18 protein-coding genes are annotated in these 25,823 nt (G+C 70.5%); 13 read left to right on the forward strand and 5 right to left on the reverse strand.

Going from position 1 to position 25,823, the window contains the following annotated elements; genetic code table 11:
- From AKI01S_RS22620 to AKI01S_RS22665, 9 genes are all read left to right on the forward strand, one after another.
- A complete protein-coding gene (locus AKI01S_RS22620) occupies positions 1-537 on the forward strand; it encodes a DUF742 domain-containing protein (protein ID WP_067821398.1) in 537 nt (178 codons plus the stop codon).
- A gap of 103 nt (positions 538-640) precedes the next feature.
- Positions 641-1,300: a GTP-binding protein gene (locus AKI01S_RS22625; RefSeq protein ID WP_245681731.1), complete on the forward strand. Its 660-nt coding sequence runs from the start codon at positions 641-643 to the stop codon at positions 1,298-1,300.
- Positions 1,297-2,637 carry a cytochrome P450 family protein gene (locus AKI01S_RS22630; RefSeq protein WP_067821404.1) on the forward strand — a complete coding sequence of 447 codons (1,341 nt, stop codon included), beginning with the start codon at positions 1,297-1,299 and terminating at the stop codon, positions 2,635-2,637. The genes AKI01S_RS22625 and AKI01S_RS22630 overlap by 4 nt, the downstream gene beginning before the upstream one ends.
- Before the next feature lie 197 nt (positions 2,638-2,834).
- Entirely contained in the window at positions 2,835-4,145 is a 1,311-nt protein-coding gene (locus AKI01S_RS54315) for a cytochrome P450 (protein ID WP_067821407.1), read from the forward strand.
- Between the two features lie 16 nt (positions 4,146-4,161).
- Positions 4,162-5,052 carry a hypothetical protein gene (locus AKI01S_RS22645; RefSeq protein ID WP_157420030.1) on the forward strand — a complete coding sequence of 297 codons (891 nt, stop codon included), beginning with the start codon at positions 4,162-4,164 and terminating at the stop codon, positions 5,050-5,052.
- Positions 5,053-5,104: 52 nt separating this feature from the next.
- On the forward strand, positions 5,105-6,400 hold the full coding sequence (locus AKI01S_RS22650; RefSeq protein WP_084000073.1) for a cytochrome P450: 1,296 nt from the start codon (positions 5,105-5,107) through the stop codon (positions 6,398-6,400).
- Complete coding sequence (locus AKI01S_RS22655; protein WP_084000074.1) at positions 6,397-7,299, forward strand: SAM-dependent methyltransferase; 903 nt, start codon at positions 6,397-6,399, stop codon at positions 7,297-7,299. Before AKI01S_RS22650 ends, AKI01S_RS22655 begins: the two co-directional genes overlap by 4 nt.
- Positions 7,300-7,354: 55 nt before the next feature.
- Positions 7,355-7,663 carry a MerR family transcriptional regulator gene (locus tag AKI01S_RS22660; RefSeq protein WP_157420032.1) on the forward strand — a complete coding sequence of 103 codons (309 nt, stop codon included), beginning with the start codon at positions 7,355-7,357 and terminating at the stop codon, positions 7,661-7,663.
- Entirely contained in the window at positions 7,660-8,376 is a 717-nt protein-coding gene (locus AKI01S_RS22665; RefSeq protein ID WP_067821425.1) for a hypothetical protein, read from the forward strand. The genes AKI01S_RS22660 and AKI01S_RS22665 overlap by 4 nt, the downstream gene beginning before the upstream one ends.
- A gap of 106 nt (positions 8,377-8,482) precedes the next feature.
- On the opposite strand, the gene AKI01S_RS50780 is transcribed toward AKI01S_RS22665, so the two are convergent.
- From AKI01S_RS50780 to AKI01S_RS22680, 3 genes are all read right to left on the reverse strand, one after another.
- Positions 8,483-8,623, reverse strand: coding sequence for a hypothetical protein (locus AKI01S_RS50780; RefSeq protein WP_157420034.1), 141 nt, complete (start codon positions 8,621-8,623; stop codon positions 8,483-8,485).
- A gap of 147 nt (positions 8,624-8,770) precedes the next feature.
- Positions 8,771-10,075: an NsdA family TPR-like regulatory protein gene (locus AKI01S_RS22670; RefSeq protein ID WP_501162090.1), complete on the reverse strand. Its 1,305-nt coding sequence runs from the start codon at positions 10,073-10,075 to the stop codon at positions 8,771-8,773.
- A gap of 936 nt (positions 10,076-11,011) precedes the next feature.
- A complete protein-coding gene (locus tag AKI01S_RS22680; RefSeq protein WP_067821432.1) occupies positions 11,012-14,437 on the reverse strand; it encodes a DNRLRE domain-containing protein in 3,426 nt (1,141 codons plus the stop codon).
- A 592-nt stretch (positions 14,438-15,029) separates the two neighbouring features.
- Between AKI01S_RS22680 and AKI01S_RS22685 the strand changes: the two genes are divergently transcribed.
- A complete protein-coding gene (locus tag AKI01S_RS22685) occupies positions 15,030-15,407 on the forward strand; it encodes an NUDIX domain-containing protein (protein WP_067821434.1) in 378 nt (125 codons plus the stop codon).
- 231 nt (positions 15,408-15,638) lie between these two features.
- On the opposite strand, the gene AKI01S_RS22690 is transcribed toward AKI01S_RS22685, so the two are convergent.
- Positions 15,639-18,602, reverse strand: coding sequence for a helix-turn-helix domain-containing protein (locus AKI01S_RS22690; RefSeq protein ID WP_067821437.1), 2,964 nt, complete (start codon positions 18,600-18,602; stop codon positions 15,639-15,641).
- A gap of 264 nt (positions 18,603-18,866) precedes the next feature.
- Between AKI01S_RS22690 and AKI01S_RS22695 the strand changes: the two genes are divergently transcribed.
- The 3 genes from AKI01S_RS22695 to AKI01S_RS54320 all read left to right on the forward strand — a co-directional run bounded on the left by AKI01S_RS22695 (position 18,867) and on the right by AKI01S_RS54320 (position 21,038).
- Positions 18,867-19,250 carry a hypothetical protein gene (locus tag AKI01S_RS22695; RefSeq protein WP_067821441.1) on the forward strand — a complete coding sequence of 128 codons (384 nt, stop codon included), beginning with the start codon at positions 18,867-18,869 and terminating at the stop codon, positions 19,248-19,250.
- A gap of 797 nt (positions 19,251-20,047) precedes the next feature.
- Positions 20,048-20,560, forward strand: coding sequence for an LmbU family transcriptional regulator (locus AKI01S_RS22700; RefSeq protein ID WP_245681732.1), 513 nt, complete (start codon positions 20,048-20,050; stop codon positions 20,558-20,560).
- 352 nt (positions 20,561-20,912) lie between these two features.
- Positions 20,913-21,038, forward strand: a complete 126-nt coding sequence (locus AKI01S_RS54320) for a hypothetical protein (RefSeq protein ID WP_281186135.1) — start codon at positions 20,913-20,915, stop codon at positions 21,036-21,038.
- A 1,624-nt stretch (positions 21,039-22,662) separates the two neighbouring features.
- Here the strand turns inward: AKI01S_RS54320 and AKI01S_RS22710 are convergent.
- A complete protein-coding gene (locus AKI01S_RS22710; protein ID WP_084000080.1) occupies positions 22,663-25,767 on the reverse strand; it encodes a non-ribosomal peptide synthetase in 3,105 nt (1,034 codons plus the stop codon).
- Positions 25,768-25,823: the final 56 nt, after the last annotated feature.

Below are 25,823 nucleotides of genomic sequence, written 5' to 3' on the forward strand. Positions count from 1 at the left end.
ATGACCTGGACCGGTGAGCACTCTGCCCACGATGCGCAGCACACCCAGGACACGCCGCTGCGCCCGTTCGTGCTCACCGGCGGCCGCGCCCCGACACCGGCCATGGGGTTGCGGGTGGACACCCTGCTGCAGGCGACCACCGCGGTCGTGCGGCTGCCAGTGGACGCTCCCCCGCAGATGAAGGCGCTGGCCCAGATGCTGGAAGGCGGAAACCTGGTGGTGGCCGAGGCCGCAGCCCACCTGAAGGTGCCGGTCAGCACCGTGCTGGTGTGGGCGGCCGACCTGATCACCAGCAGGCAGCTGACGGCCCACACCACCACGCCCGACCCGGACCCGGCCCCTTACCCGGCCGGGGCTCGCTCCCACCAGCACCCCGGCACCACACCCGCTGCGAACCCGGCGGCAGGCTCGGCTGCTGGCTCGGTTGCGGGCCCGGCTGGGAGTGCACCTACCGGTTCGGCCTTCCTGGGCTCCTCTGTTACCCGCCCCTCCTTCGAACTTCTTGCGGACGTGCTCGATGGTCTCTATCGCCTGTGATCCCCCTGATCCAGACCAACCCCCCAGTTCACCGGACTCAGCCAGCCCGCCGGACTTGGCAGGTTCACCGGGCTCAGCCGGCCGCCTTCGGCTGCCGACCGAGGTGGCCTATGTGCCGCATGGCGTCACCCGCACCGCCAAGATCTTGGCGCTGGGCGCGTTCGCGGTCGGCAAGACCACCCTGGTCGGCGCCGTCAGCCAGATTCGCCCCTTGCGCACCGAAGAGGTGATGACCAGCGCCGGAATCGGCATCGACGACACCCCCGCCCCGGGCAAGACCACCACCACCGTCGCGATGGACTTCGGCCGCCTGACCCTTGCCACCGGCAACGGCGGAGTGGCGCTGTATGTGTTCGGCGCTCCAGGCCAGCCGCGGTTTTGGCGACTGTGGCAAGGCCTGGCCGAAGGCGCGATCGGACTGCTGCTGCTGGTCGACGTCCGCCGCCTGGACACCACCTTTGAGGTCCTGGACCAGATCGAGTCCGACCCGGTGTGCCGCGACCTGCCGCTGGTGGTTGCGGTCAACCAGTTCGACGACGCCCCGGTCTATCCCCTCGACCAGATCCGCCGCGCCCTGGCTCTGGACGCGCCGATCCCGCTGCTGAGCTGCGACGCCCGCGACCCGGCCTCCTCGATCGCCGCGCTGTGTGCCCTGGTCGACCACGCCCTGGCCCGCCACCCCGACCATCCCCGCCCTCCCGACCACTCTCACCCTCCCAACCGCCCCGACCGCTTGGACCAACCCCTGGAGGGCTCGCGATGACAGCGCCGGCCAAGACGCTGATGTCCTACCCCGACCCGACGCCGCTGGCGGCGGTCACCGCCGACCCCGCCACCGTCCTTGTGCGCCTGTGGCGCGAGCACGGCCCCCTGGCCCCGGTCCTGCTGGAACCGGACGTGCCCGCCTGGCTGGTGATGGGCTACCGCCAACTGGGCGTCATCACTCGCGACGAGAGCCGCTTCACCCGCAACGCCGCCCACTGGCGGCTGTATGAGGACGGCACCGTACCCTCCGACAGCGATCTGGGGCCGATGATGTTCCCCCGCGCCAACGTCATCGGGGTCGACGGGGACGAGCACCGGCGCCTGCGCCAACCGCTGCACGACGTCATCGCCAACGTCGACCACCGGTGGCTGCGCCGCACCGTCCAGGACATCTGCGCCCGCCAGATCGCCACCATCGCCCCCACCGGGCAGGGCGACCTGGTCGCCGACTACGCCGCGGCGGTGCCGTTGCTGACGTTGGGCGAGCTGATCGGCCTGGAACCCGACCAGAGGCCAGAGCTGCTGGAGTCGATGCATCTGCTGTTCAGCTCCGGCCCACGAGCCCAAGAGGGCAACGCCCGTTTTGAGGCCTTGCTGACCGGGCTGATGGACTACCGGTCCCCGGTGATGGGCGCCGACCTGGTCGGCGCCCTGCTCAACCACCCCAACCTGCACAACCGCGAGGAAGTGCTGCAGACACTGGTGGTGCTGACCACCGCCGGCAACCACACGCTGATCTCCTGGATCGCCGCGGCGTTGCAGCTGATGCTGACCGACACGCGGTTCTACCAGAGCCTGTCCGGCGGCCGCCGCTCGGTCGCCGAAGCGCTGCACGAGGTCCTGGCCCGCCGCCCCCCGATGATCAACATGCCTGCCCGCTACGCCCTGCGCGACACCGAACTGGCCGGCTACTCCATCGCCCGCGGTGATGCGCTGATCCTGGGCCTGGCGGGCGCCGCCCACGACCCGAGTGTGCACGCCCCCGACTGGTGGCTGCGCCAACCGCACGCCCACCTGGCCTGGTCGGCCGGGCCGCACGCCTGCCCCGCCCGCGACATCGCCTACACCATCGCCCACACCGCAGTGGCCGCCGCCCACCACCACCTGCCCGACCTGCGCCTGACCATCGACGCCGACCAGATCACCTACCTGCCCAGCATCTGGACCGCCATCCCGCACACGCTGCCGGTGACCTTCACCCCGCACCCGCACCGGCTCACCACCACCCACCGCACTGCCTGCGGCCCCGCCAGCCGTGATCCCGCTGGTGGCGACCGTGCTGGTGGGGACCGTGCGATCGCACCGCCGCAACGCTCCGCACCCTGCCGTCGCTGACCCGCCCGCACCGTGGGCTCAACCAAGGAGGCCACCGATGACGCCATCCCGCCCCTCGCCCCCACCGGTCAGGTACCTGGCCCCGGCCGCCTTCGGCCAGCGCTGACCGCCCCGCCGCGGCGCACCCGTTGGACACGGTGCACACCCCCGTGCACACCCCGCGCGCCCGGCGCACCGCTTCGAACAGGAGTGTCCTGATGAGCGACCTGCCCTCCCCCGCCCCGGCCTGGGACCCGGCCGACATCCCGCAGATCACCTTGGACCCGCATGGCCGCGACCACCACGGCGAGGCCGCCCGGCTGCGCCAGGCCGGCCAGCGCACCGGCGGCGTGGTACGAGTGCTGCTGCCCGACGGGCTGCCCGCCTGGGCCCTGACCACCCGCGAACTGGTCGACTGGCTGGTGCGCCAGGCACCGGTCAGCAAGGACTACCGCAACTGGACCTGCTACCAAAACGGCCAGCTGTCGCCCGACAGCCGGATCATCGGGATGATCTGCGTCGACAACCTGGTCACCGCCGATGGCCCCGACCACGAACGGCTGCGCGCCCCCATCACCCGCGAGTTCACCGCGCGGCGGGTCCGCGCCCTGCAACCACTGCTGGACACCCTGGCCGACGAGCTGCTGGACCACCTGCCCGCCCACACCGACGGCGACGGGCAGGTCGATCTGCGCGCCCACTACGCCGAGCCGCTGCCGCTCCGGGTGATCGCTGAACTGCTGGGCGTCCCCGCCGCCCAGCACCAGCGGCTCCGGTACCTGGTCGATGGGATCTTCCGCACCGACCTGCCGCCCGCGCAGGTCACCGACATCCAGACCGGCATCGGTCACTTCCTGGACGAACTCATCAAGATGCGGCTGGCCGACCCCGGCGAGGACCTGACCAGTGCTCTGATCGCCCAACACGAAGCCGACCCCGCCCGCCTGTCGGCCCGCGAACTGGCCGACAGCATCTGGGTGCTGGCCACCGCCGGCCACGAAACCACCATCGGACTGATCTGCAACACCGTCCGCGCGGTACTGACCCACCCGACCGCGCGGGAGCACGCGCGTACCCCCGGCGGCTGGGCCCGCATCATCGAGGAGGTGTTGCGCTGGGACAGCTCGATCGGCAACTTCGCCGCCCGCTACCCCACCAGCGACCTGACCGTGCCGGTCCCCGCCAGCCACCGGCCGGTCATCATCCCCGCCGGCGAGGCGATCCTGGCGCCCTACACCGCCATCGGCCGCTGCCCCCAGGCCTACGGCCCCACCGCCGACGTCTTCGACCCCACCCGCTCCCACAACCCCCCGCACCTGGCGTTCGGCGGCGGCCGCCACTTCTGCCCCGGCGCCGCACTGGCCCGCACCATCACCGACACCGCCCTCAGCGCCCTGTTCACCCGCTTCCCCCACCTGCGCCTGGCCGTCCCCGACGCCGACCTGCCGCCGGTGCCCAGCGTGTTCACCAACACCGTGCGCGCCCTGCCGGTCCTGCTGGGCACTCCCCTTGCGACAACCAACCGATAACGGCGAACCGATAACGATGACCAGCACTTCCTTGCATTTGCGTACACCGGGCCTGCGCCGCTCAGCCCACGAGTTCCTGCGCCGCCGAGCCTCCCAGGCATGGCTTCAGGGCCACCGCGACGACTCCTGGGAAATCTCCATGCCGCCCCGGCTCCAATACGAGCCCCTCGCTAAGCGATTTCGCCTCCACGCTCGCCAGGAAGCCCGGCGGCTGGCCGAGGCCGACCTGTTCGAGTTCAGCCAGCAGGCGACCGACACCGTCGTGCGCGCCGGCGCCCAGCTGCGCGAGCAACTGCATCCCTGGACCACCCTGGTCCACGGCCCCGGCAAGGTCGAAACCGCGTCGATCCTGCCGCCCTCACCTGCGGGCTTTGTGTTCTGGCAGGACCCGCACGGCATCAGCTACCTCACCGATGGCACCCCCATCATCGCCTGCCACTGGGGACACCTGGGCCACAACGCCTACTGGCTGGCGTGGTGGTGCGACACCTACACCGGCCTGAAGTTCGCCCGCGCCGAAGGCGGCGGTGCGATCGAGGACCAGATCGGCATGCTGGCGCACTTCGGTCCGCTGTTCTATGCCGAGCAGAACCTGCTGTCGCCGTGCGAGGCGACGCCCAAAATCATCGGCCGTCCCGCTGGCGACAACCGCGGCCTCGACGGGGGCCTGCGCGGCAGTGCCGACGACCCCGACGATGAAGGCGATGACGACAGCGTCATCGCGCTGGTCTACACGACCCTGGCCACCTGGCAGGCGCTGACCACACCCGGCCCGGCGATCCGGCTCACCCGCCATGCGCCCAGCGACGCCACCGTCGCCGCCGACCGCGCCGCAGGCCTGGCATCCAAGCCGGTCACGCTGGCCACCACGACCGCGGAGGGTGAAACTCCTCCCGACATCGCCTGACCCCCGGCTCAGCCCACCCCCGCCCCACATCCGACAGAAAGCATTCCCTCCGATGGATCGCTGGTCTCTTCGCCTGGACGCCGACCCCGACGGCTCGACCAAACGTCACCTGCTGAACCAAGGCCCCCTGGTACCGGTCTGGTTGCCCGGAGGCGTCCCGGCCACAGCCGTGACGCACTACCGGGTGATCGAGTACCTGCACACCCGCGACCTGGTCACCCAGGACCCGGCGAGCTGGAAGCCGTGGGCCAGCGGGCGACTTTCCGACACCTGGCCGCTGCGGTCCTGGATCACCCCCACCCTCCCGACCCGATGTCCCGCCTCGCCCACCTGGGGGACGCTCGCCGACGATGTCGGCGAGGCCCGGCACCGGGCGCTGCGAGCGCTGCTGACCCCGGTGATCAGCGGCCGTCTGGCCCAGCAGCACCTGCTGCCGCGCATCCGCCAGACCGCCGCGCACCTGGTACGTGAACTGCCCATCCACGCTGACGGGGACCAAGCGGTGGATCTGCGGTGGCATCTGGCGCTGCCGCTGGCGCTGGACACCCTCGGTGCCCTGATCGGCGTCCCGGCCCATCTGCGGCACGACTTTCAGCACGCGTGTGCGCCGCTGCTGGGTGCCAGCACCGACCCTCACGGTCACGGCAGCGCCAGCGTGCTCTCACGCCCGTGGTTCCAGTCCCTGGTCGACCTGTGTCGGCGCCCGGACCGGGGCCGCCGCCCGTCCGCAGACCTGATCACCCACCTGGCCGCCGCGCAGCCCCGGCTGGCCGCCGCGCAGCCCCGGCTGGCCGATGCGCAGGTGGTGGACCTGGTGATGTTGGTGGTGGCCAGCGGAGTGTTGGCCACCACCAACCTCATCACCGGCACGCTGCACGCCTTGTTCACCCATCCCGACCACTACGCCCGCATCACCAGCAGCCGCCCGGTCTGGGAACGCGTGGTCAACGAGACGCTGCGCTGGGCCGCTCCGCCACTGGCCGCGCCGCTGTACTTCACCCGCATCGACCTCACCCTCGACGGCCACCATCTGCCCGACGGTGAGGCGCTGGTGATGTGCCGGGGGGCCGCCAACCGCGACCCGCAGGTGTTCGGCCCCGACGCCGACCGGTTCGACCCGTTCGCCGAGCGCCTGCTGCACCTGGCCTTCGGTCGCGGCCTGCACTCCTGCCTGGGCGCCGCGCTGGCCAAGCAGCAGGCGATCGCCGCCCTGGGGCTGCTGTTTCGCTTCCACCATCCGCGCCTGGCGATCCCGGCCGACCGGCTGCGCCCGCTGTCCGGCCCCGCCTGCCAGGGCTGGACCGAGCTCCCCGTCTACTTGCCCGCCCCCGACAAGGCCAGCACATGAGGTCCAAACACCCAACCGCGCCACCACCGGCCACTGCCCTGCCCAGCCACCGCGCCGCCGGGCTCCGCAAGGACGGGGCCATCCAGATTCCCCACCTCCCCCAGCTGTGGCACTACTGGGCAGGCGGGAAAGACGCCATGCTCGCCACCGCCGCGCTCGCCGAACAGATCACCAAGCAGCTCCCCACGGCCGACACCATGGCGCGCCAGCGACTGGCCTGGCACCAGCGCCTGGTGCAGTTCCTGGTCGGCGAGGTGGGGCTGGGCCAGCTGCTGGTCATCGGCACCGACCTGCCCCTGCACCCCCACGACCTCCACTCCCTGGCCCAGGGCATCGTGCCCGAGGCCCGCATCGTGTACTGCGACGACGACGCCCTGGTGATCTCGCACGCGCGCGCCCACTTCAGGGGCACCCTGGAGGGGGCATGCCACCACCTGCGCATGCCGCTGACCGACCCCGGCCCCCTCCTGACCGAGGCCGCACGCATCCTGGAACCGGGCCGCCCCGTCGGGATCATCGTCAACAACCTGGAACTGTGGGACGACCAGGAGGCCCAACGCCTGCTGCGCGGCCTCACCGCGGGTGCGCCGGCTGGCTCCTATGTGGCGATCACCCAGCTGAACGACCTGGTGCATCCCAAACCGGTGCGCCGCATGGCCCAGCTGGTCGCCCAGCACACCCACACCGCACTGACCCTGCGCACCGTGCCCCAGCTCGCCACGTTGCTGCACCCGCTGCCGGTGGTCGACCCCGGGATCGTGCCCTGCTCACTGTGGCGCCCTGACCCCTGGGAGGACCCGGTCGCCGGGGATCTGTGGGCCGCCGTCGCGCGCTGCCCCGGGCGACCTGCGCCCGCTGATGACTGTCTGCGTTCGGCTGTCCGCCCGCTGCGGCGGTAGCGCAAGCACCGCACCACCGTTCCCGACCCGCACCCGTGATCAGAGCGAGGCTCCCATGACCGACACCCCTGCTCCGCCCGTCTTGGGCAAGATCGCCCAGCGGTACGGCATCACCGACGGCACCTGGATCCCGCGCCCCCAGGCGCTGGAGGTCCTGGCGGTGACGGCTCCCACGTTGAAACGGTGGGTCGCCCAAGGACTGATCTCGGTCCAGGCGGTGAACAGTGACCACGGTCGCCGTTACTACCACCTGCGTGAGGAGCTGGAGAAGGTCGTTCAGGTCGCGGGCCGCCCGACCTCGGCGGTGGTGCTGCGACGCCTGCTGACGCAACCGGCCGCCCAGCTCGAGCGGTCCCAGCCGTGAACGTCGCGCCGCCGCACTACCCCCGCAAGCGCCTTGGCCAGGTCGCGCAGTTCGCCGTCTCCCTGGCGCACCCCTGGAACTGGGTCAGCGCCCAGGAAGCTCACGCGATCACCGGGGTGGAGCCGCGGGCGCTGGCCCACTGGGCGCGCGCGGGCGTCCTGTCCTGCATCCAGCAGCATCCGGGTGGGCCGCAGCAGTATCTGCAGGCCGAGCTGGTGCAGCTCACCCAGATGAGGACCGGCTCCCGCCCGACCTTGCGCGAGGTCCGCGCCCACCTGCGATGGCGCTACCGGCACGCTCCCGACATCGGCCCGATCACGCCAGGAGCAACGCTGCTCCCGGCGCAATGCACCTGGATGATCAGCGGCCTGTTCAAGATCGAACTCAACGAGCAGGGAACGCCCCTGCCGCGCTGCGTCCTGATCCGCCAACGCGCCGAGTCGGCCGCGGCACCCATCATCACCGGCCTGCGGCCGCGCCGGGCCGCCACAGCGATGCGCGCGGCGTTCCTTCCCATCCGCGAAGCCTACGAACAAGCCATGCAGGACCACGGCATGTTCCCAGCCACCATCACCCACATCTCGCAGCAAACCGCCCTGCAGGTCACCGCCCTCATCGCAGAGCTGGCCGGGCTCCCTCCTGCGGCCTGGACTCTCCGCACCCAGCCCCTTCCCTCCCCCACCTCGCAAGGAGGTGTCCATGGCCCGCCGTGACGCCCGCCGTGACGCCCGCCGCCCAGCAGCCTTTGACCAGCCCCACCCGATCCCCGACCCGGCAGTACCGCCCAACACCGCGCCGATGGCACCACCAACCCCCCGGTCACACCGCCAGCAGAACCGTCACCTGGACAGCCTGCGCAAGGCGCTGCAGAAGCACGCCCCTCAGCTGCAGGTACGCCTCATCCAAACCCGCGGTCGCCCCACCTTCCTTCGCGTGCAACAGCCAATCGGAGACGGTCATCTCAGCGAGGACATCACCGTGCAGACCAACCCCGACGACAGAAGCCGACCTTGGTTCACATGTCGTGGGGCGAGCCCATGGCCGGGGTCGACGACCCTGATGCGGCCGCCCGGGCCGTGGCCAAGGTCTTGGCCGTCACCGACCCGGTCACGCGCGGGCGAGCGCGGTGACGACGATCTGATCGGCGTCGGCGATGCGGTCGTGGGTGCGGGCGCACGCCCAGTGGGCGCGCAGGTCGCAGAGCGTGGAGGTGACACGGGCCGAGGCCACCGGCAGCAGGTCCTGGTGGCGTTCGATGATGGTGTGGGCGGCGCGGTCGGGGTGGCCAGCGCGGGCCTGGACGTGGGCCAAGCGGGCGCCGATCAGGGCGCGAGAGCGGCGTTCGACGCTCTGCCGCGACCCCACCGACGCCGCCAGGTGCTGCTCGGCCTGTTCCAGGTCGCCCAGCGCCGCCAGCGACGTCCCGATCTGGTGATTCAGCGACGCCTGCCGGTAGTTGCCCACCCAGTCGCCTTCCGCCGCCGAGTCGGCGCGCTCCAGGTCGCGTTCGGCGCGGCGCAGCAGGTCCCGAGCCGTCCAGCCGTCCCCAGCGGCCGCATACGCTTCGGCGCGCATCCCGGTGATCCACGCGCAGGTGCGCGCGTCGCACCGGCCGTGCGCCAGCGACGCGGCGTGGTCGGCCATCACCACACCGCGGCTGGAGTGCCCGAGCTCGCACGCCTGCACCGCCAGGCTGCGCCAGGTGCGGGCCTCAGCGAGGTCGTCGCCGCCTTCGCGGGCCAGGCGCACGGCCTTGATGTAGTACCACTGGGCCAGACCCGCACGTCCGGCGTCAGAGGTCATCCATCCCGCCAGGTAGGCGACCTGGGAGGCGGCGGCGAACAGCGCGGGCCGGTGGCGGCCGGTGGACCCCTCCAGCAGCGGGACCACGTTGTTGACCAGGTAGCCGCCGACGGCCTTGCGGGCGTGCCCGCCGCCGTACAGGTCATCGGCGCGGGCGAACAGCCGGATCATCTCGTGGAGGCGGTCGATGTCGGCCTGGCCGGCGCGGGGGGCGCGGCCGGGCCGGGAGGAAGGCGGTGGCCCGGCGGCGGGCACCCGGGCGGCGCCCAGCAGGTACAGGCCGGACAGGCCGGAGGTGATGGCGGAGCGGCGGTTGAGGTGGAGCATGTCGTGCCTCCCCAGGGCGGCGAGCTGGGCGACGGGGTCCCCACTCCAGGGGTCTACCCGTTGCGCGTCGGGAGCGGCAGGCCATCCCAGGTCGTGGGCGGTCAGACCGGGCCGGTCCAGGCGGCGCGCGAACGCCTCCACGGCCGCGGCACGGCTGGGCGGGGAACACCCTGGTTCCCGCCCAGTTACCAGCAGAACTTCTGGAAGGACGCTTAGGTGAGGTGCTGTGGACAGTGACGGTGGGCGACAGCGGCAGGCAGACGGTCGAATCTGCGGCCGCATGTGGGGACCACACTGTTCGGGCTGCTGGCTCTGGAGTTGGACGCGGTGGATACCTGCCTACTCAGGGACCGGCACGCGACCTGGGCATGCGCGGTTTTGAGGATCATTCTGCATGTGCAGATGAAAAAGCCACTGGCGGTCACGGTCGCCGACCGCTTCGACGATGACTGTGCCCGCGCCGAGGCCAGGTGGGTGCTGGCTGCGCGAGTGCAGCTCAGACGAGTGGTTCGATGATCGAATTGTGTCGTATGGATCTCACAGAGCCGGATGGTGGACTCTCGCTCTCCAGCCTGAAGTTGGGTGACCGTGTGACGAAGCTGAAACGGTCGTGACTGTAGGTCAGGATCCGGTCCTAGTGTTCTTGCCTGTCGGTTTTGGGTTCCATAGCGGCGGGCTGGGTTTGGGCTTGACGCCTTTGCGCAGGGACTCCTCGGTGATGCGCCAGGTGGCGCCTCGGCATAGCGGAGGGCCGTAGATGGCGGCACGGCCGTCTTCGGTCTCGGCGTAGAGATAGCGATCGTGAGGAGTAGAGGTGGATCCGCACTGGTCACCCCGAAGTGCGCTTCCGCCGCCAGAGGGGATCTCTAGGTCGGGGGTCCGGGTGCCGGGCGGGCATGTGGTTTTCATGGTCCAACACCATCTATCGCCACCGTCGGGTGGGCGCCTATGGGTTCTGATGCGCACGATGTGTTGGCTTTCATTGATGACTGCGACGTTAACGTCACTTCCGTCGCTTTCGCCGTGGCGCCCCAGCCATCTGAGAGAGAAGACATAGGTCGGAAATACAAGAAACATGAGAAACAGCAGGGCCACAAGTATGCATCCGAGATTTTGCCATTTTTGACGCACGAGACCGTTCCCGATGATGGGACGGCCCCCAGCGGGTTCATGCCTGCTGGGAGCCGTCCATGTTTGTCCTTGGGTCAGATGTTAGTGCTAGCGGTTGGCCTTGAACACGGTCAGCCAGTCGACGATGCCAACGGACCGTGGGTTGATGTTGGTGATCACCAGGGTGGCCATGGTGCACTCGCCACCGAGTTTCACATCGAACAAACCGACCCGGTTGGGCTTGACCCATGGCTGGTCGGGGCCGCACCGCTTGCCGATCTTCTTCCAGGTGACCAGGGTGGCCACGATGTCTCCAGGCCACTGTTGAACGTTGAGGTCGACCTGGAAGTCACGGGACGGCATACCTTGTGGCGCCACCAGGTCGATGTAGTAGGTACCGCCTCCGTTCACCCCGACCTGGCCGCTGGCGTATCCGCTGTTGTCGAGGGTGATGGTGCTGCGATAGGGACGGTGGAGGCCGGAGACGTTGTCCTTTGTTCTTGCAGCGTTGGCCAGATAGCTGGCGCACCACTGTGGGATATCGGGATTTTGGTAGCGCCATCCGTCGTTGGGATCCTGGTCGGCCGATGGCTTGCACAGAATCTGGTTGGCGGTGGCGAAGGTCTTCAGTTCCTTCTCCCAGCTGGTGCCAAGGCCGCCGAGTCTGTCCTCGATTGCGGAGCGGGGTTGACCGCTCAAGGTGCGATCGAGGCCTTCCCATATGTGGCGGATCACTACGGTGCCGAACCGTTCGGACAGGTACTCGGGGAACAGGAATGCGCCGTATTGCCGGGGTTCTCCGAACCCGTCCCACTGGTCCAGGTAGTCGTTGGGGCGGCCCAGGAACTCGTCGATGTGACGGGCATAGGAGTATCGGTCCACGGTGGTACTGGACTTCGGATCTGCTCGCAGGGTGAACTGTGATGCCCATTCGGCGGTGGCCTCCATCCACCATTGAGTGTTGACGTTGTTCAGCATCCAAGATCGCCCCGAAATATACTGGAACTGCGCTGCGTGGAAAAGCTCATGCCGCAGCAGATAGAAAGGTCCGGCCTTTTCTCCAAGGAAAAGTTTTTGGGTGCCGAACCCGATGATGCTCGTAAACGGTTCGGCGAACCCCCCCTCTGTGCTTACGAAGGGATGCCCGACGTACACCTTGGTCTTGTCGGGAAGTGCGTACCCCATCTGCGTGATGTAGTAGTTCCTGGCGTGTTCGAGAGAATCCATGATTCTCTCGATCTTGTCCGGGTAGAGATTTTTGTCGGCATCGGCGAGATCATCGATGGCGCGGTCGCCTTCGATGTTCCAGAAGACCTCGAAATGCTGGCCGCTGAAACCGCATCGGTAGATCTTGCCCATATACCATGCTGCTAGTGTTCCGCAGCCGGCCCAGGGATCCTGTGCCGTACGCTTTGGCGCTCTCGTCTGCCCCGCCGGAGGTGTGCTGGCCGCTTGGTCCAGTGCCTGGACCTTCTCCTTTGGCAGTTTGGCCAGCGCGGCCGTCAGCATTCCGGTGAGCATAGACAACTGCTGTTCGGAGAGGGTGGCAGTGTCGCGGTACTTGGTGGGAAGCTCCACGTCCTTGATGTCGGCGCCGAGCTTCTCATACCCGTACTCGGCGAACGTGTCGTGGCCGAGGGTGCCGTTTTGGTAGTCAGTGAGCAGTTGCTTCAGCCCGGCCGGCAGCCCGGTGGGCAGTGGTTCGGGCACCGTGACGACGAACTGCTGCCACGCTGACCAGGTGGTGGAGTAGTGGGCGCCATCGTAGGCGCTGGTGCGGAATTTGTAGGTCTTGCCGTCCTGTAGGGTCCCGGCGGGAATCTTCACCTCGGCCGGTTTGCCGGGGTCAACGAACGCCGACAGGAACACCCCGTCGGGCTGGGGCGCGGCGACGGGCTTGTTGGTGGCGGTGTCGTACACCTGGAACGAGCCGCGTACTTTGTCGCCGTCGCGGTCGGTGAAGGTGTCGCGCAGCACCGCCTCAGGGGTGTAGACCTGCCAGATCCCGCCCTCGGCTCGCCAGGGCGGTCCGGCCTTGAGGTCGTTGCCGCCCTCGTCGGGCCGCCAGTTGTGGGTGACGGTCAGCTTGGGCTGGTTGGTGGCGGCGTTGGCCGAGTTCACCCGCTTCCACGCCAGTGCGTTGGTCTCGCTGGCGCGCAGGCCCAGGGAGTTGATGTCGGTCTTGCGCGAGGCCCAGGTCTGCACCAGGTTGGTGACGTCGGCGTTGATCCAGGCGTCGGGTTGGGTGCAGGTGGTCTGGTTGCCGGCGGTCTGGGTGGAGGTGGCGTACTGCTGGTTCCAGGGCGCCTTGGTCTCGTGGTTGTCCCACGTCATGGTGCCGTCGGCGATGGCGGTGTCCCAGACGCTCCACTGGTAGGGCTTGCAGTCGGTGTTGCCCGAGTAGATGTTGTACAGCGACAGGGTGGCCTTGGTGATCAGCTTGTCGGCGATCGGCTTGGTGTTCCACTTGATGTAGGAGCGGGCGATCCGATCCTGGTCGTTGGCGTCCTTGGAGCCGTGGTTGCCGAACGCCAGGTCCACATCGGACCAGGCGCGCGCATAGCCGCGCTGGACCGAGATGTCGCCCAGGTTCGACAGGTTGGAGGTGGAAGGGTCCACCGTGACCGGGTACCGGCGGGCCGGGTCGGCCAGCCATTTGGGGTCGGGGATGACGGTCAGGTCGATGTCGCCGTTGCCCTTGTCGGCCACCTTCAGGTCGACCGTGGTGATGGTGGCGGGCATGCCCGAGGCCGGGTCGATCTTGGCGTCCCACATCCGCGGGGTGGGCATCTCGGCCCGCACAGTCCCTGTGGCGTCGGTGAAGGCGACCGAACCGTCGGCGCGCTGGGCGGCCTTCAGCCCGGGAGCGCGTACCGGCAGGGTGTAGGAGTAGGTGCCGCCAGGCCGGGTGTTGAGCCGAACGAACTGCTCGAACCCGGTGCGGGTCGCCTCCACGATCACATCGGCACCCGGCACCGCGTTGGGATAGGTAGCGCGGGTACCGCTCAATCGAGGCTGGGGCAGCCCGCCGCGCCATTGGAGCGTGATCTGCTTGCTGCCCTGTCCCAACGTCGCCAGGTCGGTGGCGGGGGCGGATTGGGCGGCCCGCAGTGAGCCCGGGAGCTGGCCGGTCTTGCCCGACAGCCGCAGTCCGTTGGGGTGGTTGCGGGCGGCGACCGAGCCGTCTTTGCCTTGGGTCAGGGTGACGTCCACCGGCTGCCAGCGGCCGTTCTTCCAGGTCCGTTCGGGCCCGGAGGTCAACTCGGTGGTCAGGGTGCCATCAGGGTTGGCGATGGTGAGGGCGGTCTCGGTGGTCTGGTCGGGGACGGTGACCTTTTTACGGGTCTGCTTGGCCTTGGTGATCGCCCAGGCGATCGAGCCGGGGGCGTACTTGGCGGCCCAGGCCAGTTCGGAGGCCGCGTGCTGCTGTCTGGCCGGCTTGCCAACAGGTGTGCTGGCCGGTGACAGGTCGGGGGCTGCGGAGACGGGGACGGCCGTGCCCAGCAGGCAGGTGATCGCGGTCAGGATGGTCACCGCCGCTCGGCTGGTGCGTTCGGGGGGTGGCAAGAAGTCCTGCCTTTCGCCTGGAGGTGATCAACCAGCCCCAAATCTTGACCTTGGTCCTCACTTGATCAACCCGTCTAGTCAAGGTTGACCGGTTACGGTCAGGCGAAAGCCAGGGTGAGGAAATGCAGCCCGGGTCTTCCCAGACCCGGGCTGCGCTGCTGAACGCGGCTGTCTACCCGCGCAGACCTGTGCGCTCCAGCGAACGGGCCAACAGCTGCGATGACCGCCTCAGGACAGGTCGATCCCGAAACTTCCAGGCGCCGAGCCGAACGAGGGCGGCTCAGGCCAACAGAAAGTTCGACTCCCGTTGGGGCGAGACCTGGCTTGTTTTAGGCGGCATAGATTCAGGTCAGACGTTAAATGGCCAGCTCAGCAGATCCTCTACCGAAGAGAGGACGCGCGGACCCGGCGGCGGCTACCGTCTCCCCCACTCCGACTCGATGGGTGAGGGGGAGGCGGTGGCCGAGTGGGTCGAACCTGCGGTGTGGTGGGCCCGCGCCCCGCACGTGTTCATGTCGGCGGCCTGCCTGGTCCACCAGGGCCCCCTGACGAAGGTGCGGTGCTGCTGGTCAAACCCTGCTACCGCCCCTACTGGCAGTTGCCCGGCGGGCTGGTCGAGCACAACGAGCCACCGCAGCGCGCCGCCGGCCGCGAGCTCGGCGAGGAGGCCGGGCTGCCCATCGATGTGCCAGACCGGCTGCTGGTGGTGTACTGGATGCCCGCCCGCGACGACCGACCCGCGCCGATGATCAACTGGACCTTCCACGCATCCATCGTGCACAGCGCCCCCCAGGTGGTCAGCCCCGACGAGATCATCGACGTGCAGTTCGTCCCATGGGACAAGGCCGAGAAGCTGCTGTCAGACGAGGACGCGCCGCGACTTCCGGCCGCGCGGCGGGCACTGCGCCAGGGCAGCACGGTCTATGTCGGCGGGTGAATGCGCGGCGGCCGCAGGGGCATCTCGGGACGCCAGAGGTCGGTGAGGGCGGGTTGCTGGCGTATCAGCTCGGCCTCGAACACCCGCCAGGCCGCTTGCGCCGCCTCAGCCGCACCGCTGCCACACCCTCTCCAGCAGCGCATCTACCTGCTCGGCCAACTTCGGCTGCTGGGATTGGTCGGGGGCGGTCATGCCAGGGTCCCTGAAGTAGAGCTTGAGACACCACGGACGCTAATCGAGATCGTCCCACCCCCAGGGCGCGGCCGGGGCTCCATTGGGCTCGCGGCCATAGCGAAAGCGCGCGTGTTGGCCGGTCTCTCCCAGGTAGCGAGTGAATAGGCCCAGGGCGGGCAACTGCTCCAACAAGCGGGCGGCTTGTTCGTCTGCTCCCGCTGTGCGCAAGGTGTCCAACAGCTTGGCCACCTCTCGCCGGTCGGTGAGATCGATGCAGCGGGCGACGCGTTCGATCACCGTGGCCACCTGGTCCTGAGCATTCAGCCAGGACAAGACCCGCACAAGACGACGCGCCTCGGACGCGGCCACAAAATGGGTCTGGGCGGCGGGGTCGCGGTCCAGCAACGCCTGTACCTGGTCGTGAATCCCTAGCTCGTGCAAGACCCCCAGCAACCTGGCCACCGCCCACGATGGGGTGAGATCGATCTGGGCGGCAGGGTCGCGGTCCAGCAACGCCTGCACTTGGTCGTGAGCTCCTAGCTCGTGCAAGACCCCCAGCAACCTAGCCACCGCCCACGGATCAGTGAGATCGACCTGGGTGACGGAGGCATGCGCCAGCAACACCCTGGCCTCCTCGATGGCGCCCACTTTGTTGAGCGTCTGCGCAGTGTTGGCTACAGCGAGCGCGTCGGCAGGGTCGGTGTTCAGGACGGCGTGTCGGGCCAGCGTGGGTACCTGTTTGATCGCTTCCACCTGGTGCAAAGTCCGCAGCAGCTGGTCTACGACCAGCGGGGCGGTGGATGTGGCACGGACAATGAGGCGCTGGGCCAGCGTGGTCACCTGGTCGGCGGCACCCGCTCGATGCAGCACCAGGAGCAGGTAGAGCACCTCATGCGGGTCGGTCAGGGCTACACGGGCGGCGGGGTCCTCGGCCAACAACGCCCCCATCTGGGCCTGGGCCCACCGGTGACCTCGATCCTTCGCCTGGCACAAGACGTCCAACAGAGCGGCCAGTGCGTACGGGTTGGCAGGCGTGGCGGAGGCGCGGGCACGCTGGATCAGTGCGGTCACCTGGTCAGCGGCGTTCACTTCGTGTAGGACCAGCAGCAGGTCGCCTACCGCCTGCGGGTCGCTGGGATCGGTGTGGGCCACGGGGTTGCGGGCCAGCAGAGCCGCCACCTGGTCCATGGCTCCTACCTGGTGCAGGAGCCTCAGCAAAGTCGCTACCGCTCGTGGATCGGTCAGCTCGCTATCGGCAGCGGGGGCGCGAGCCAGCAGCATGGCCATTGGCTCTTCGGTGCCGGGCTGAGGGGAGCGCCACAGCCCGTGCAGATCGCCCAGCAAGAAGCCCACCGCCTGCGGGTCAGTCAGGTCGGTATGGGCGGCGGCCCAGCGTGCGGCGCGCTCGGTGAAGTCGGCGTTGTCGGGCTGGTGGTGCAGCAGGGAACGAGCGGCGTCAGCATGGCCGTGGCGGGCGGCGTGCTTGTGCAGCCAGGCGGCGTGCCGATACAGCCCTCGGTTGTGGGCGGCGGTGGCCAGCGCGGTGCATGCCTCGGGCTCGGTATGCGCGGCGGCCGCCCAAAATTCCGAACCGGGGACAACGGTGGCGCGCGCTCGTCCCAGGTGCTGGCTCAGATAATCGTGGGGCTCGTAACAGGTGGGTCCCCCGCTGGCCTGTCGCCACGGGGTCAGCGCGGTGAGGGTGTGACGGATGTCGGTGCGGGTGCCGTCCGGACGCACACCGCTAACCAACGCCGCCAGCGCGGCCTCCAGCGCACCAGAATCGTCGGAGCGTTGGTGCGGCGCCAGCGCCCCGTCGGCCGCGGCGCGCAGAAACGCCGCCGGAATCGGCTGTCGGTGGCCCAGCCGACGGGCGTCGACGGCAGCGTCGATCAGTGCGGTCTCCACCGGAGTGAAGAAGGTGCCGCTGCGGTAGGCAGCCAGCAATTCGGGGCCGCCGGTCAGGTGCTGGATGACTTGGCCGTCGGTGGCCCCGGCGGCCGCCGCTTGCCGCAGCCGCGGATCGCTGCTGGCGGTCAGGTGCCGTTGCTGGTCGTCGTCCAGGGTGGTGGGCACCGCCAGTCGGCAGGCGCAGGGACCGGTCAGCAACTCGCGAGCGGCGGCGTGGCTGTCGGGAACCTGCCCTTGTGCGGTCAGTTGGGCCCAGTAGGGGCGTTCCCACAGCGCGCCGACCGCCACCAGCGGGGGCCGGTCGCCGGGGTCGGCCAGCGCACGGTGCAGCAGCCGGGCGGCTTCGGCGCTGCGCGCCCCGTCCAGGTGTCGTTGCAGCTCGTTGAGCCACAGCACGATCCCGCCCGCGGGGGCAGATGACGGCGCTGCCTGCAGCGCCGGGCTGCCCAGCGTCTCGATGAGTTCGGTGTCGTCGGCCGGGGCCCACAACCGCCAGGTCGGCAGCACTGTGTGGATGGCCTCCCACAGCGCGCGGGTCTTGCCGACAGTGGACTCACCGGTCAGCACCACCAGCCGCGGCCCCGGCTCCCCGCGCGCGGCCCGGCCCAATAGGTCGCGCAACTGTCCATCGTGTGGCCGGGCCAGATACGCGGGTAGTGCAGCGGGAGCTGCGAGGGGGCTGACGACGTCGGACGGCAGGGCCTGGTGCACGCCCAGCTGCACCGGATCGGCGGTGGCGACCGTGGGCCACCAGCGGCACGGCGGCGCCACCGAGAGCTCTTCGTCGCCGCCAGCGGCGCGAGCCTGCCGGTACCACTCGCGCCAGCGGCCCAGGCGCAGCAGCTCCCGCTGCTCGTCGGTCAGGGTGAGGGCGCCGGTGCGGCAGCGCGCCTGGATGTCGGCCAGCGCGACCTGCACCACCGCCAGCAGTTCCGCTTCGGTGCGCGGTCGTCTGCCGCGTTTCCAGCCGCTGAGGGTGGTGGGTTTGACGCCCGCCTTGGCGGCGAGGCGGTCCTGACCCACCCCGCACAGCTCCAGCAGCGCGGTGAACCGCGCCGCCAGCGGGCCGCGCGCCGGGTCGGCCGCGCCGGTGGGGCCGCCCGCGGTCACCAGAGCACCCCCTCAGCCGCCCCCTCGGCCGCCCCGCCAGCTGCCGGGGCGGTCACTCCGCCGATCGTCCCGGCGGTCGCTCGGCGGGCCGGGCCGCGCGGCCGCCGAAATGCGTCTCGCTGCGAGTCGCTGCGCGTCGCATCGCACGTTTGCGCAGGTCGCCGCCGTGATCGCTGGTGGAGGCCGGGACGGGCGGGCCGCAGGCGTGGTCGGGTGCGGGGGTCCGGCCGCCTGGGCCGGAGCGAACGAGGTGTTGGAGGAGCGATGACCCCCCAGGATGTAACGGTGCTGCTGGGCGTGCTGGCGGTGGTGCCGATGTTGCTGTACGCCGCCGCGCGCATCCCGCCGGCCGCCACCGAGCTGGTGCGGGCGCTGCGGCCGCTGGTGGCCGAGCTGCGCGCGCTGTGGGCCGAGGCGCGCGGCGCCCCTGGGCCGCTGCCGCCCGCCCCCGCGTCCACTCCTGGCCCGGTGCCGGACGCCTTGCCCGGCGCGCCGACGCCGACGGTGTCGAACGTGGCGTTCGCGCCGGCCGTTACGTCGCCCGGGGCGGACGGCGCTGTGGCGGAGACGGCCGAGACGGCGGCAACGGCGTCCACCGCAGAGGGGGCGGGGCCACCGGAGGGGGAGGAGGCCATGGGCGGAGCCTAACGCGGCGCGGCTGGGGTGGCTTGGCAGAACAGATCCTCCTGCCAAGCCGCATCCGGCCGCCAATTCGCGTTCGCGTGAACGTGTGACAGGAGGCATGGGGAGCGAAGGTGAATCATTCCGAGCATGGGCGGGGTCGTTGAGTCGCCGACGGCCCACTGGCCTCCTAATAATGCGGTGGCCGATCCACAGCCCGCCCTCGCCTCGGGCGCCGACGGCAGCACCCAGTCGTGCCCGGCCCGGCTAGCGCAACGGCCGATCGTGAAAGCCGCTTCGTCTCCGGTCGCGCGGAACCGCCCGATACAACTTTCGTTCCATAGAGCGTTTTAGGGACTGGTCTCACGAGGCGGCCCTGACCTGCGCTAGCCGTGCCGCACGGCCCCCATGCCTACTTCACGCCCGCCATTCCGACTCCTGCATAGGGATGATCCGGGACCGCCTGGCAGGACGAAGGTGGTTCATCCTGCCGAAGGTTCCTCTTCGCGTCCGGCTCAATGCACTCTGTGACTAGCGGCCGTTCAGAGGAAAGGTGCCTGTGGACACCGTGCAACGTTCAGCCACAGGGACGCCCACTGCGGCCGCCACCCGAATCAAATTCGAGCGAAATGCCGCAAATGTACCGGAGTTCCGGTGTAGATCTCCGTGAGCCTTGGCTCGTGATCGATGCCGCGGACATCGCATGATCACCAGAGCTCCCAGCAGTGAGGTGCCTCATGGTTACATCAGTACGACCGAGACGGGTACGTCCCCTCGACCGCAAGGCCGCCACGACCCGGACAAGCCTCTCGCTTCCGCCGGGCATGCCCATTGACGAGTGGCGGAGCATCGGCGAGCAGATCCACGCTCTCTCCGACGCCTCGACGTGGTGGCTGGGCGACTGGCTCGTCTACGGGCAGAACCGCTATCCCGACCGCTACAAGCGGGCGATCGAGAAGACCGGGCTCGACCACCAGACACTGCGCAACTACGCCTGGGTCGCCCGCAAGTTCCCGCCAGAACGACGCCACGGTGGCCTCAGCGTGCAGCACCACCTGGAGGTCGCGGCGCTGCCGGAGCAGGAGCAGGACGCCTGGCTGGAACGGGCCGAGCGCTTCGGCTGGTCCAAGGCCACCCTCCGGCAGTACCTGAAGGCCAGCAGAGGGGCACTGCCCGACGCAGAAGGCCGCGAGGAGACCGTCGTCGTCATAAGGATCGACTCGGACCGGCGGCGGCTCTGGCAGCAGCAAGCAACCCGCGCGGGTCGCCAGCTCGACGAGTGGATGCAGTCCGTCCTGGACGAGGCGTGCTCCGCCGACGGCGCGATCCCCGCCTGACCCCGCCTCCCTTGGAATGAGGATGAAGACGTGTGCCCTGTCGGCGGAATCCTCCTGGAGCTCGGCCCCGGCGTCCACCACGACGCACGAAGTTGCTTCCCTCCCCTGCGAGAGCAGGGTAATCACGGAGTGAACCGGCGGGTCCGGCTCCCCGTGACCCAGGTCAGTCACGGCTTGCTCGGAAATAAAACGGTCCGCAGGGTCCACTTCACTCGCACCCCGCCGGGCATGGCCAAGTACGTGTACCGCCTGCAGGCAGGGTGCGCGATTTCGTCATCGAATTGCGGGTCGGGTCGCCGACGTTCGGCCACACGTTCGTGGTACCGGGAACAAAACCGCCTTGAACTACCTGATGTCAGTCGGCTACGTGCCCGAGAACGAGCTGGCCGTCTCGCCGCTCTGCTCCCAGCTGGCGCTGCCCCTCGGCGATGTGTCCCTCCCCACCTGTCCGACCGGGACCGGACGGCGCCGCTGCTGACCGAGATCCCCCGACGCGGGCTGCTTCCGGACTACGCCAGGTGCGGACCGGAGGGGCACCCGCTGGCTGTCCTGTTTGCGGGCACGGCGATGCAGCGGGGCCCGTCGCGTTCGGGGCGGCTCGACGGCGGCGAGTCCGGCGAGCCCGTGGCCCCTGGCGCGGCGGAAGCCGACCGCCAAGCGGATCCTGGAGGCGAGCGGTGAAGGCATGCTGTGCGGCGTGTCGCTGCGCCTGAGCACAATCCACGGGGGGTCCCGGCGTCGCGGACCCGACCGCCCTCCTTCGAGTGCAGCGCTGAGTACTGGACGCTGCCCGGCGAGGCGGCCAGCACCGCATCCAGGAACGGCGGCCGCTCCGACGGCGCCGGCGGAGTTTGTCCTCGGGCGTGTATTGGACAGTCGAGGCCAGCTCGACGGCCTCGGGCAGGCCGCCCTCGGCTCGGAGCCAACGAGCAGGTACTCCACTCTGCGGTCCGCCGGAACACCAAGGCCACGGCCCGGTCCCAAGCGGCTCGACGAGCCGCTACGTTCAGGCGGGCACCTCCCAGCTGCCCGCCCGCACCCCACCGGGAAGCCCCCGGCCCGACACGTGCTCAATCGCGGTCTCGCCGAGCTGCTGGCCCGCGACGTCATTCAACGCGACCAGCTCGCCGCGCAGCGCGGCCGACGCGTTCCCAGGTGAGCCAGGACCGCAGGACGACGTCGGGGCACGGCGCGGCGCCCGGCTCGCAGACCAGGACGGATTGGGTGTCCATGCTCACCCCAAGGTCGCGGCGTAGCAGGACGCCGAGCTGGCCCAGGGTGAGCCAGCGGAGATCGTCGGCCGGCGGGTGTCGTCGGCTGTCTCGACGACGATGTTCCAGTTCGGCTTGCGGTGGGACCATGCTCCGTGCTCGAACTGGAGCACCTCGGCGAGCGCCGTGCCCCATCCCGATACAGTTGCTCGGACAGTCTGGAACGTCGACGAGAGCTGGCTGGACCGTCGACGAGAGCTGGACCAGGCCCGGTTCGCCCGGTTTCACCCTCGCCTGCGTCAGGAAGTGGAGGACGCGCTCGTCCTCGTCGTCGATGTGCGACTCCTCCACCGTGGAGAACCGGCCGCTGCGGTGTCCAAGAGTGCCGGTCGCCGAGTCGAGGGATCATCCGCCGAGCTCGGCGAAGGGGATGGAACAGAGATGGAAGGCGTGGGCGCGGGCGCGTCGGGCGAGCCAGGCGGCGAAGTCGGCGGTGCGCATCCGGCAGCCGGCGTCCGTGGTCCCAGCGGATCGGGCGAGCCGCTCCGGCAGCAGCCGGTCGACGCATGGGAGCAACCGAGCGCGGAAGATCATTGCTGCGCGTTCCTAGGAAGCGGGGGCAGGGACGGGCCGCCGTCCCCGTGGCGGCCCAGCCGGCGGTCTGACCCCAGGTGACGACGCAGCGGTGGCTGAGGATCAGGCGGTGCTCCGCCGAGCCGGAAAGGGCCGGGCCAAACCACCGCGGATCGGCCGACCAGCGAGCCGCGCAGCACGCAGTCCGGCCCGAGCGAGGTGTGCGGGCCGCTGTACTCAACCAGCGCGTTCGCGCCCACAGTCGCGAGTCCCTGGATGCGGGACCGGACCACGCGCGGGGCTCACCAGGTGTCAGGCTTACCAGGTGGCGGCGCTCGCCAGTTCGCCAGCGAGGGCGTCCGCCAGGCGCGCGGCGTACCCGCCGTCCACGGTGCCCGGCAGGAAGTTCACCACAAGCCGTAGCCCGCCGTCGGCGTCGGGCCACACCTCGGTCTGAAGGGGCGTGGACAGGCCTTGGTAGGGCGGCCGGAACAGGCGGGTGCGCACCCCCGGCAGGTCCAGGGCGGCGGGCGCGACGTTCTGGTAGGCGAAGTTCGTCTGAAAGACCGGGGCGTGCGGCGGGCGGCCGGGCATCGCGGCCCGCAGCTCGCCGATCAGCTCGCCGAACTCGACGTACTGGGCCGCCAGGGCCGCGCGGACGAGCGGCACCGCTTTGGCGACCGTGACCCGCGCAGCGTTCCGGAACCGGACGCAGACCATGTTCACATGGCACCCGACCGCCCGTTCCATCTCTCGGTCCAGCCGCTGCGCCACCGGGACGACCACGGCGAGATCGTTCTGCCCGGTGGTGGCGGACAGGGCCCGCGCGTAGCCGGCCAGCAGCACGGTGAACTCCGAGCAGCCCTCGGCCGCGGCCGCCTTCGGGACCGCCGCGGCCGCCTCGGCGGGCAACGTGTGCTCCACGCGGTCCGGGGGCAGGTCCCGCCCGGCGGCGGGCCCGGCGGGGAGTGGCAGCTCGGGAGTGCCGCGCAGCTCCGCGACCCGGCCCGCCAGCAGCGCGGCCATCTCCGCCGCGTCGGCGCGCTGCGCGTCCCAAAGCGCGCGGGCCCGCGCCAGGGCCGCGGCCGGGGGGCGCTCCCGTCCGCCGCCGCCTCGGACGATGGACGCATAGGCGCGGGAGAGGTCCCGCGCGAGCACGGCCTCAGACCAGCCGTCAAAGGCGATGTGGTGGACGACGTAGCCGATCGCGGCGCCCCCGCCGCACACCGGGGCCAGCGCCAGCCGCCAGACCCGTCCCCGCGTGACGTCCAGCGGCCCCTCCAGCGCGGCCCGGACGGCCTCGACGGCCGCCGCCTCCGTCGCCGCCTCGGGAAGGATCACCGGTCGCGGGGCGGGGACGCCGCCCGCGCGGGCCACCGGGACGTCACCGCCGCGGTACTCGGCGCGCAGCGCCTCGTGCTGGCGGTGGGTCTCGGCGGCCGCCCCGGCCAGCGCCTCGGCGTCCACAGGGCCGTCCGCCAGCCAGACGCCCACGCAGTGCGCCGTCCGGTCGTCCGGGTCCCGCAGATGCCGGGCGAGGAAGTTCGCCTGCACGGGGGTGAGCGGCACCGCCCCATCCGCCTCTCCTTCCGGCAGCGGCGCGGCGGGCTGCTCGCGCAGCCAGCAGGCCAGCGCCTGCGCGGTGCGCAGGTCGAGCAGGCGCGCGACCGGCACGGGCCGGCGCAGTTCCGTGGTCAGCCGGGCGCAGACCCGCCCGGCGTCCAGTGAGGACCCGCCGAGTTCGTCGAAGGCCACGCCCGCCGGAACCGCCGGGCGGCCCAGGACCTCGGCGTAGACGCGGGCCACCAGGGCGGTGAGCGGGTCGTCCGGGCCAGCGGACCGCCCGGGGCCCGCAGGCGCGAGGCCGGGGGTGACGGTGTCGAGGGTGGCGGTGTCGAGCAGGGCCAGCAGAGCCGTCTCGTCGACCTTGCCCCGGGCGGTCAGCGGGATCGCGTCGACGCTGACCACGGCGTCGGGCAGGTGGTAGTGGACCAGGACCTCACGCAGCGTCCCGAGCGCGCCTGGCAGGCGGTCGCCGGGGGTCGCCGGGACGCAGAACGCCACCAGCCCCCCGACCGCGTCGTGCGGGCCGCGCCGGGGGAGCGCGACGCAGCGCCGCACGCCGAGGATCTGCTCGATCTGGCGTTCCACCTCGGCGGGCTCGACGCGGTGCCCGCGGATCTTCACCTGGCGGTCGATCCGCCCCAGGTAGTGCAGCACACCGTCCTCATCCCACCGCGCGAGGTCGCCGGTGCGGTAGATCCGCGTCGGTTCGCCGTCGATCTCCACCACGGGGAACCTCTCCGCCGTCAGTCCGGGGGACCCCAGGTAGCCGAGCGCCAGCCCGTCGCCGGAGACGCACAGCTCGCCGCGCTCCCCCACCGCGCACGGCCGGGTCTCGTCGAGGACGTGGACGGCCGTGTCGGGTACCGGGCGCCCGATCGGGACGCCGTCCGGCCGTTCGCAGTCGGCCGGGACGATCCGGTGCGCGGTCACCACAACCGTGCTCTCCACCGGGCCGTAGCCGTTGACCAGAGGCACGTCGGGATACCGGCCCAGGAACTCCCGGACGTGGGGGACCGACAGCCGCTCGCCGCCGCTCATGACCTGGCGGACGCCCTCGAACGCCCCCAAATCCTCATCGACGAACAGGTTGAACAGCCCGCTGCTCAGGAACACCGTGTTGACCCCGTGCTCGCGCACGCCCCAACGCAGCACCTCCGGCGTCAGGTAGGGCTCGCGCACGACCACCGACGTGCCGCCGTTCAGCAGGACCGACCACAGTTCGAGGGTGAAGCCGTCCCAGGGAGGGGGCGCCGCGAGCGGCTTGACGGTCCGCTCATCGAACAGCGCGAACGACGCCCCCGGCCGGAACAGCCGAACGGTCGCCCGGTGCGGGGACAGCACGGCCTTGGGCCGCCCGGTGGTGCCGGAGGTGACGAACACGCAGCACGGGTCCCCGCCCGCCACCTCGGCGGGCACGAACCCGTCCGGCCTGCCTGCGGCGTGGACACCCGGCGGCGTCCACCGCTGCACCGGCACCCCGGCGGGCCGGTCGCCGCCCACCAGCAGCCCGGCGCCCAGCTCCGCGACGACCTCGCCGAGGCGGGCGTCCGACCAGCGCTCATCCAGCACCGCATACGCCGCCCCGGCCTTGAGCAGCCCCAGGATGACGACGACCAGCTCGGTGCTGCGAGGCAGCAGCACCGGGACCACGTCCCCGGGGCGCACGCCCGCGCCGCGGAGCAGGTACCCGTACGCGTCGGAGGCACGTTCGAGCTCCCGGTAGGTGGTCCGCTCGGCTCCGTCGATCAGCGCGACGGCATCGGGCCGCTCCGCCGCGACCCGGCTCACGACGCCGTGCACGCTCTGACCCGCCGGGTAGGGCAGGCGAGTGTCGTTCCATACCGGATCAGGTCGCACGCCGATGCACCGTCCTTTCCTGTGCGAGTCCTGTACGAGTCCCGTGCGAGTGGCGG

The organism is Actinomadura kijaniata NBRC 14229 (assembly GCF_001552175.1).
GTDB lineage: Bacteria > Actinomycetota > Actinomycetes > Streptosporangiales > Streptosporangiaceae > Spirillospora > Spirillospora kijaniata.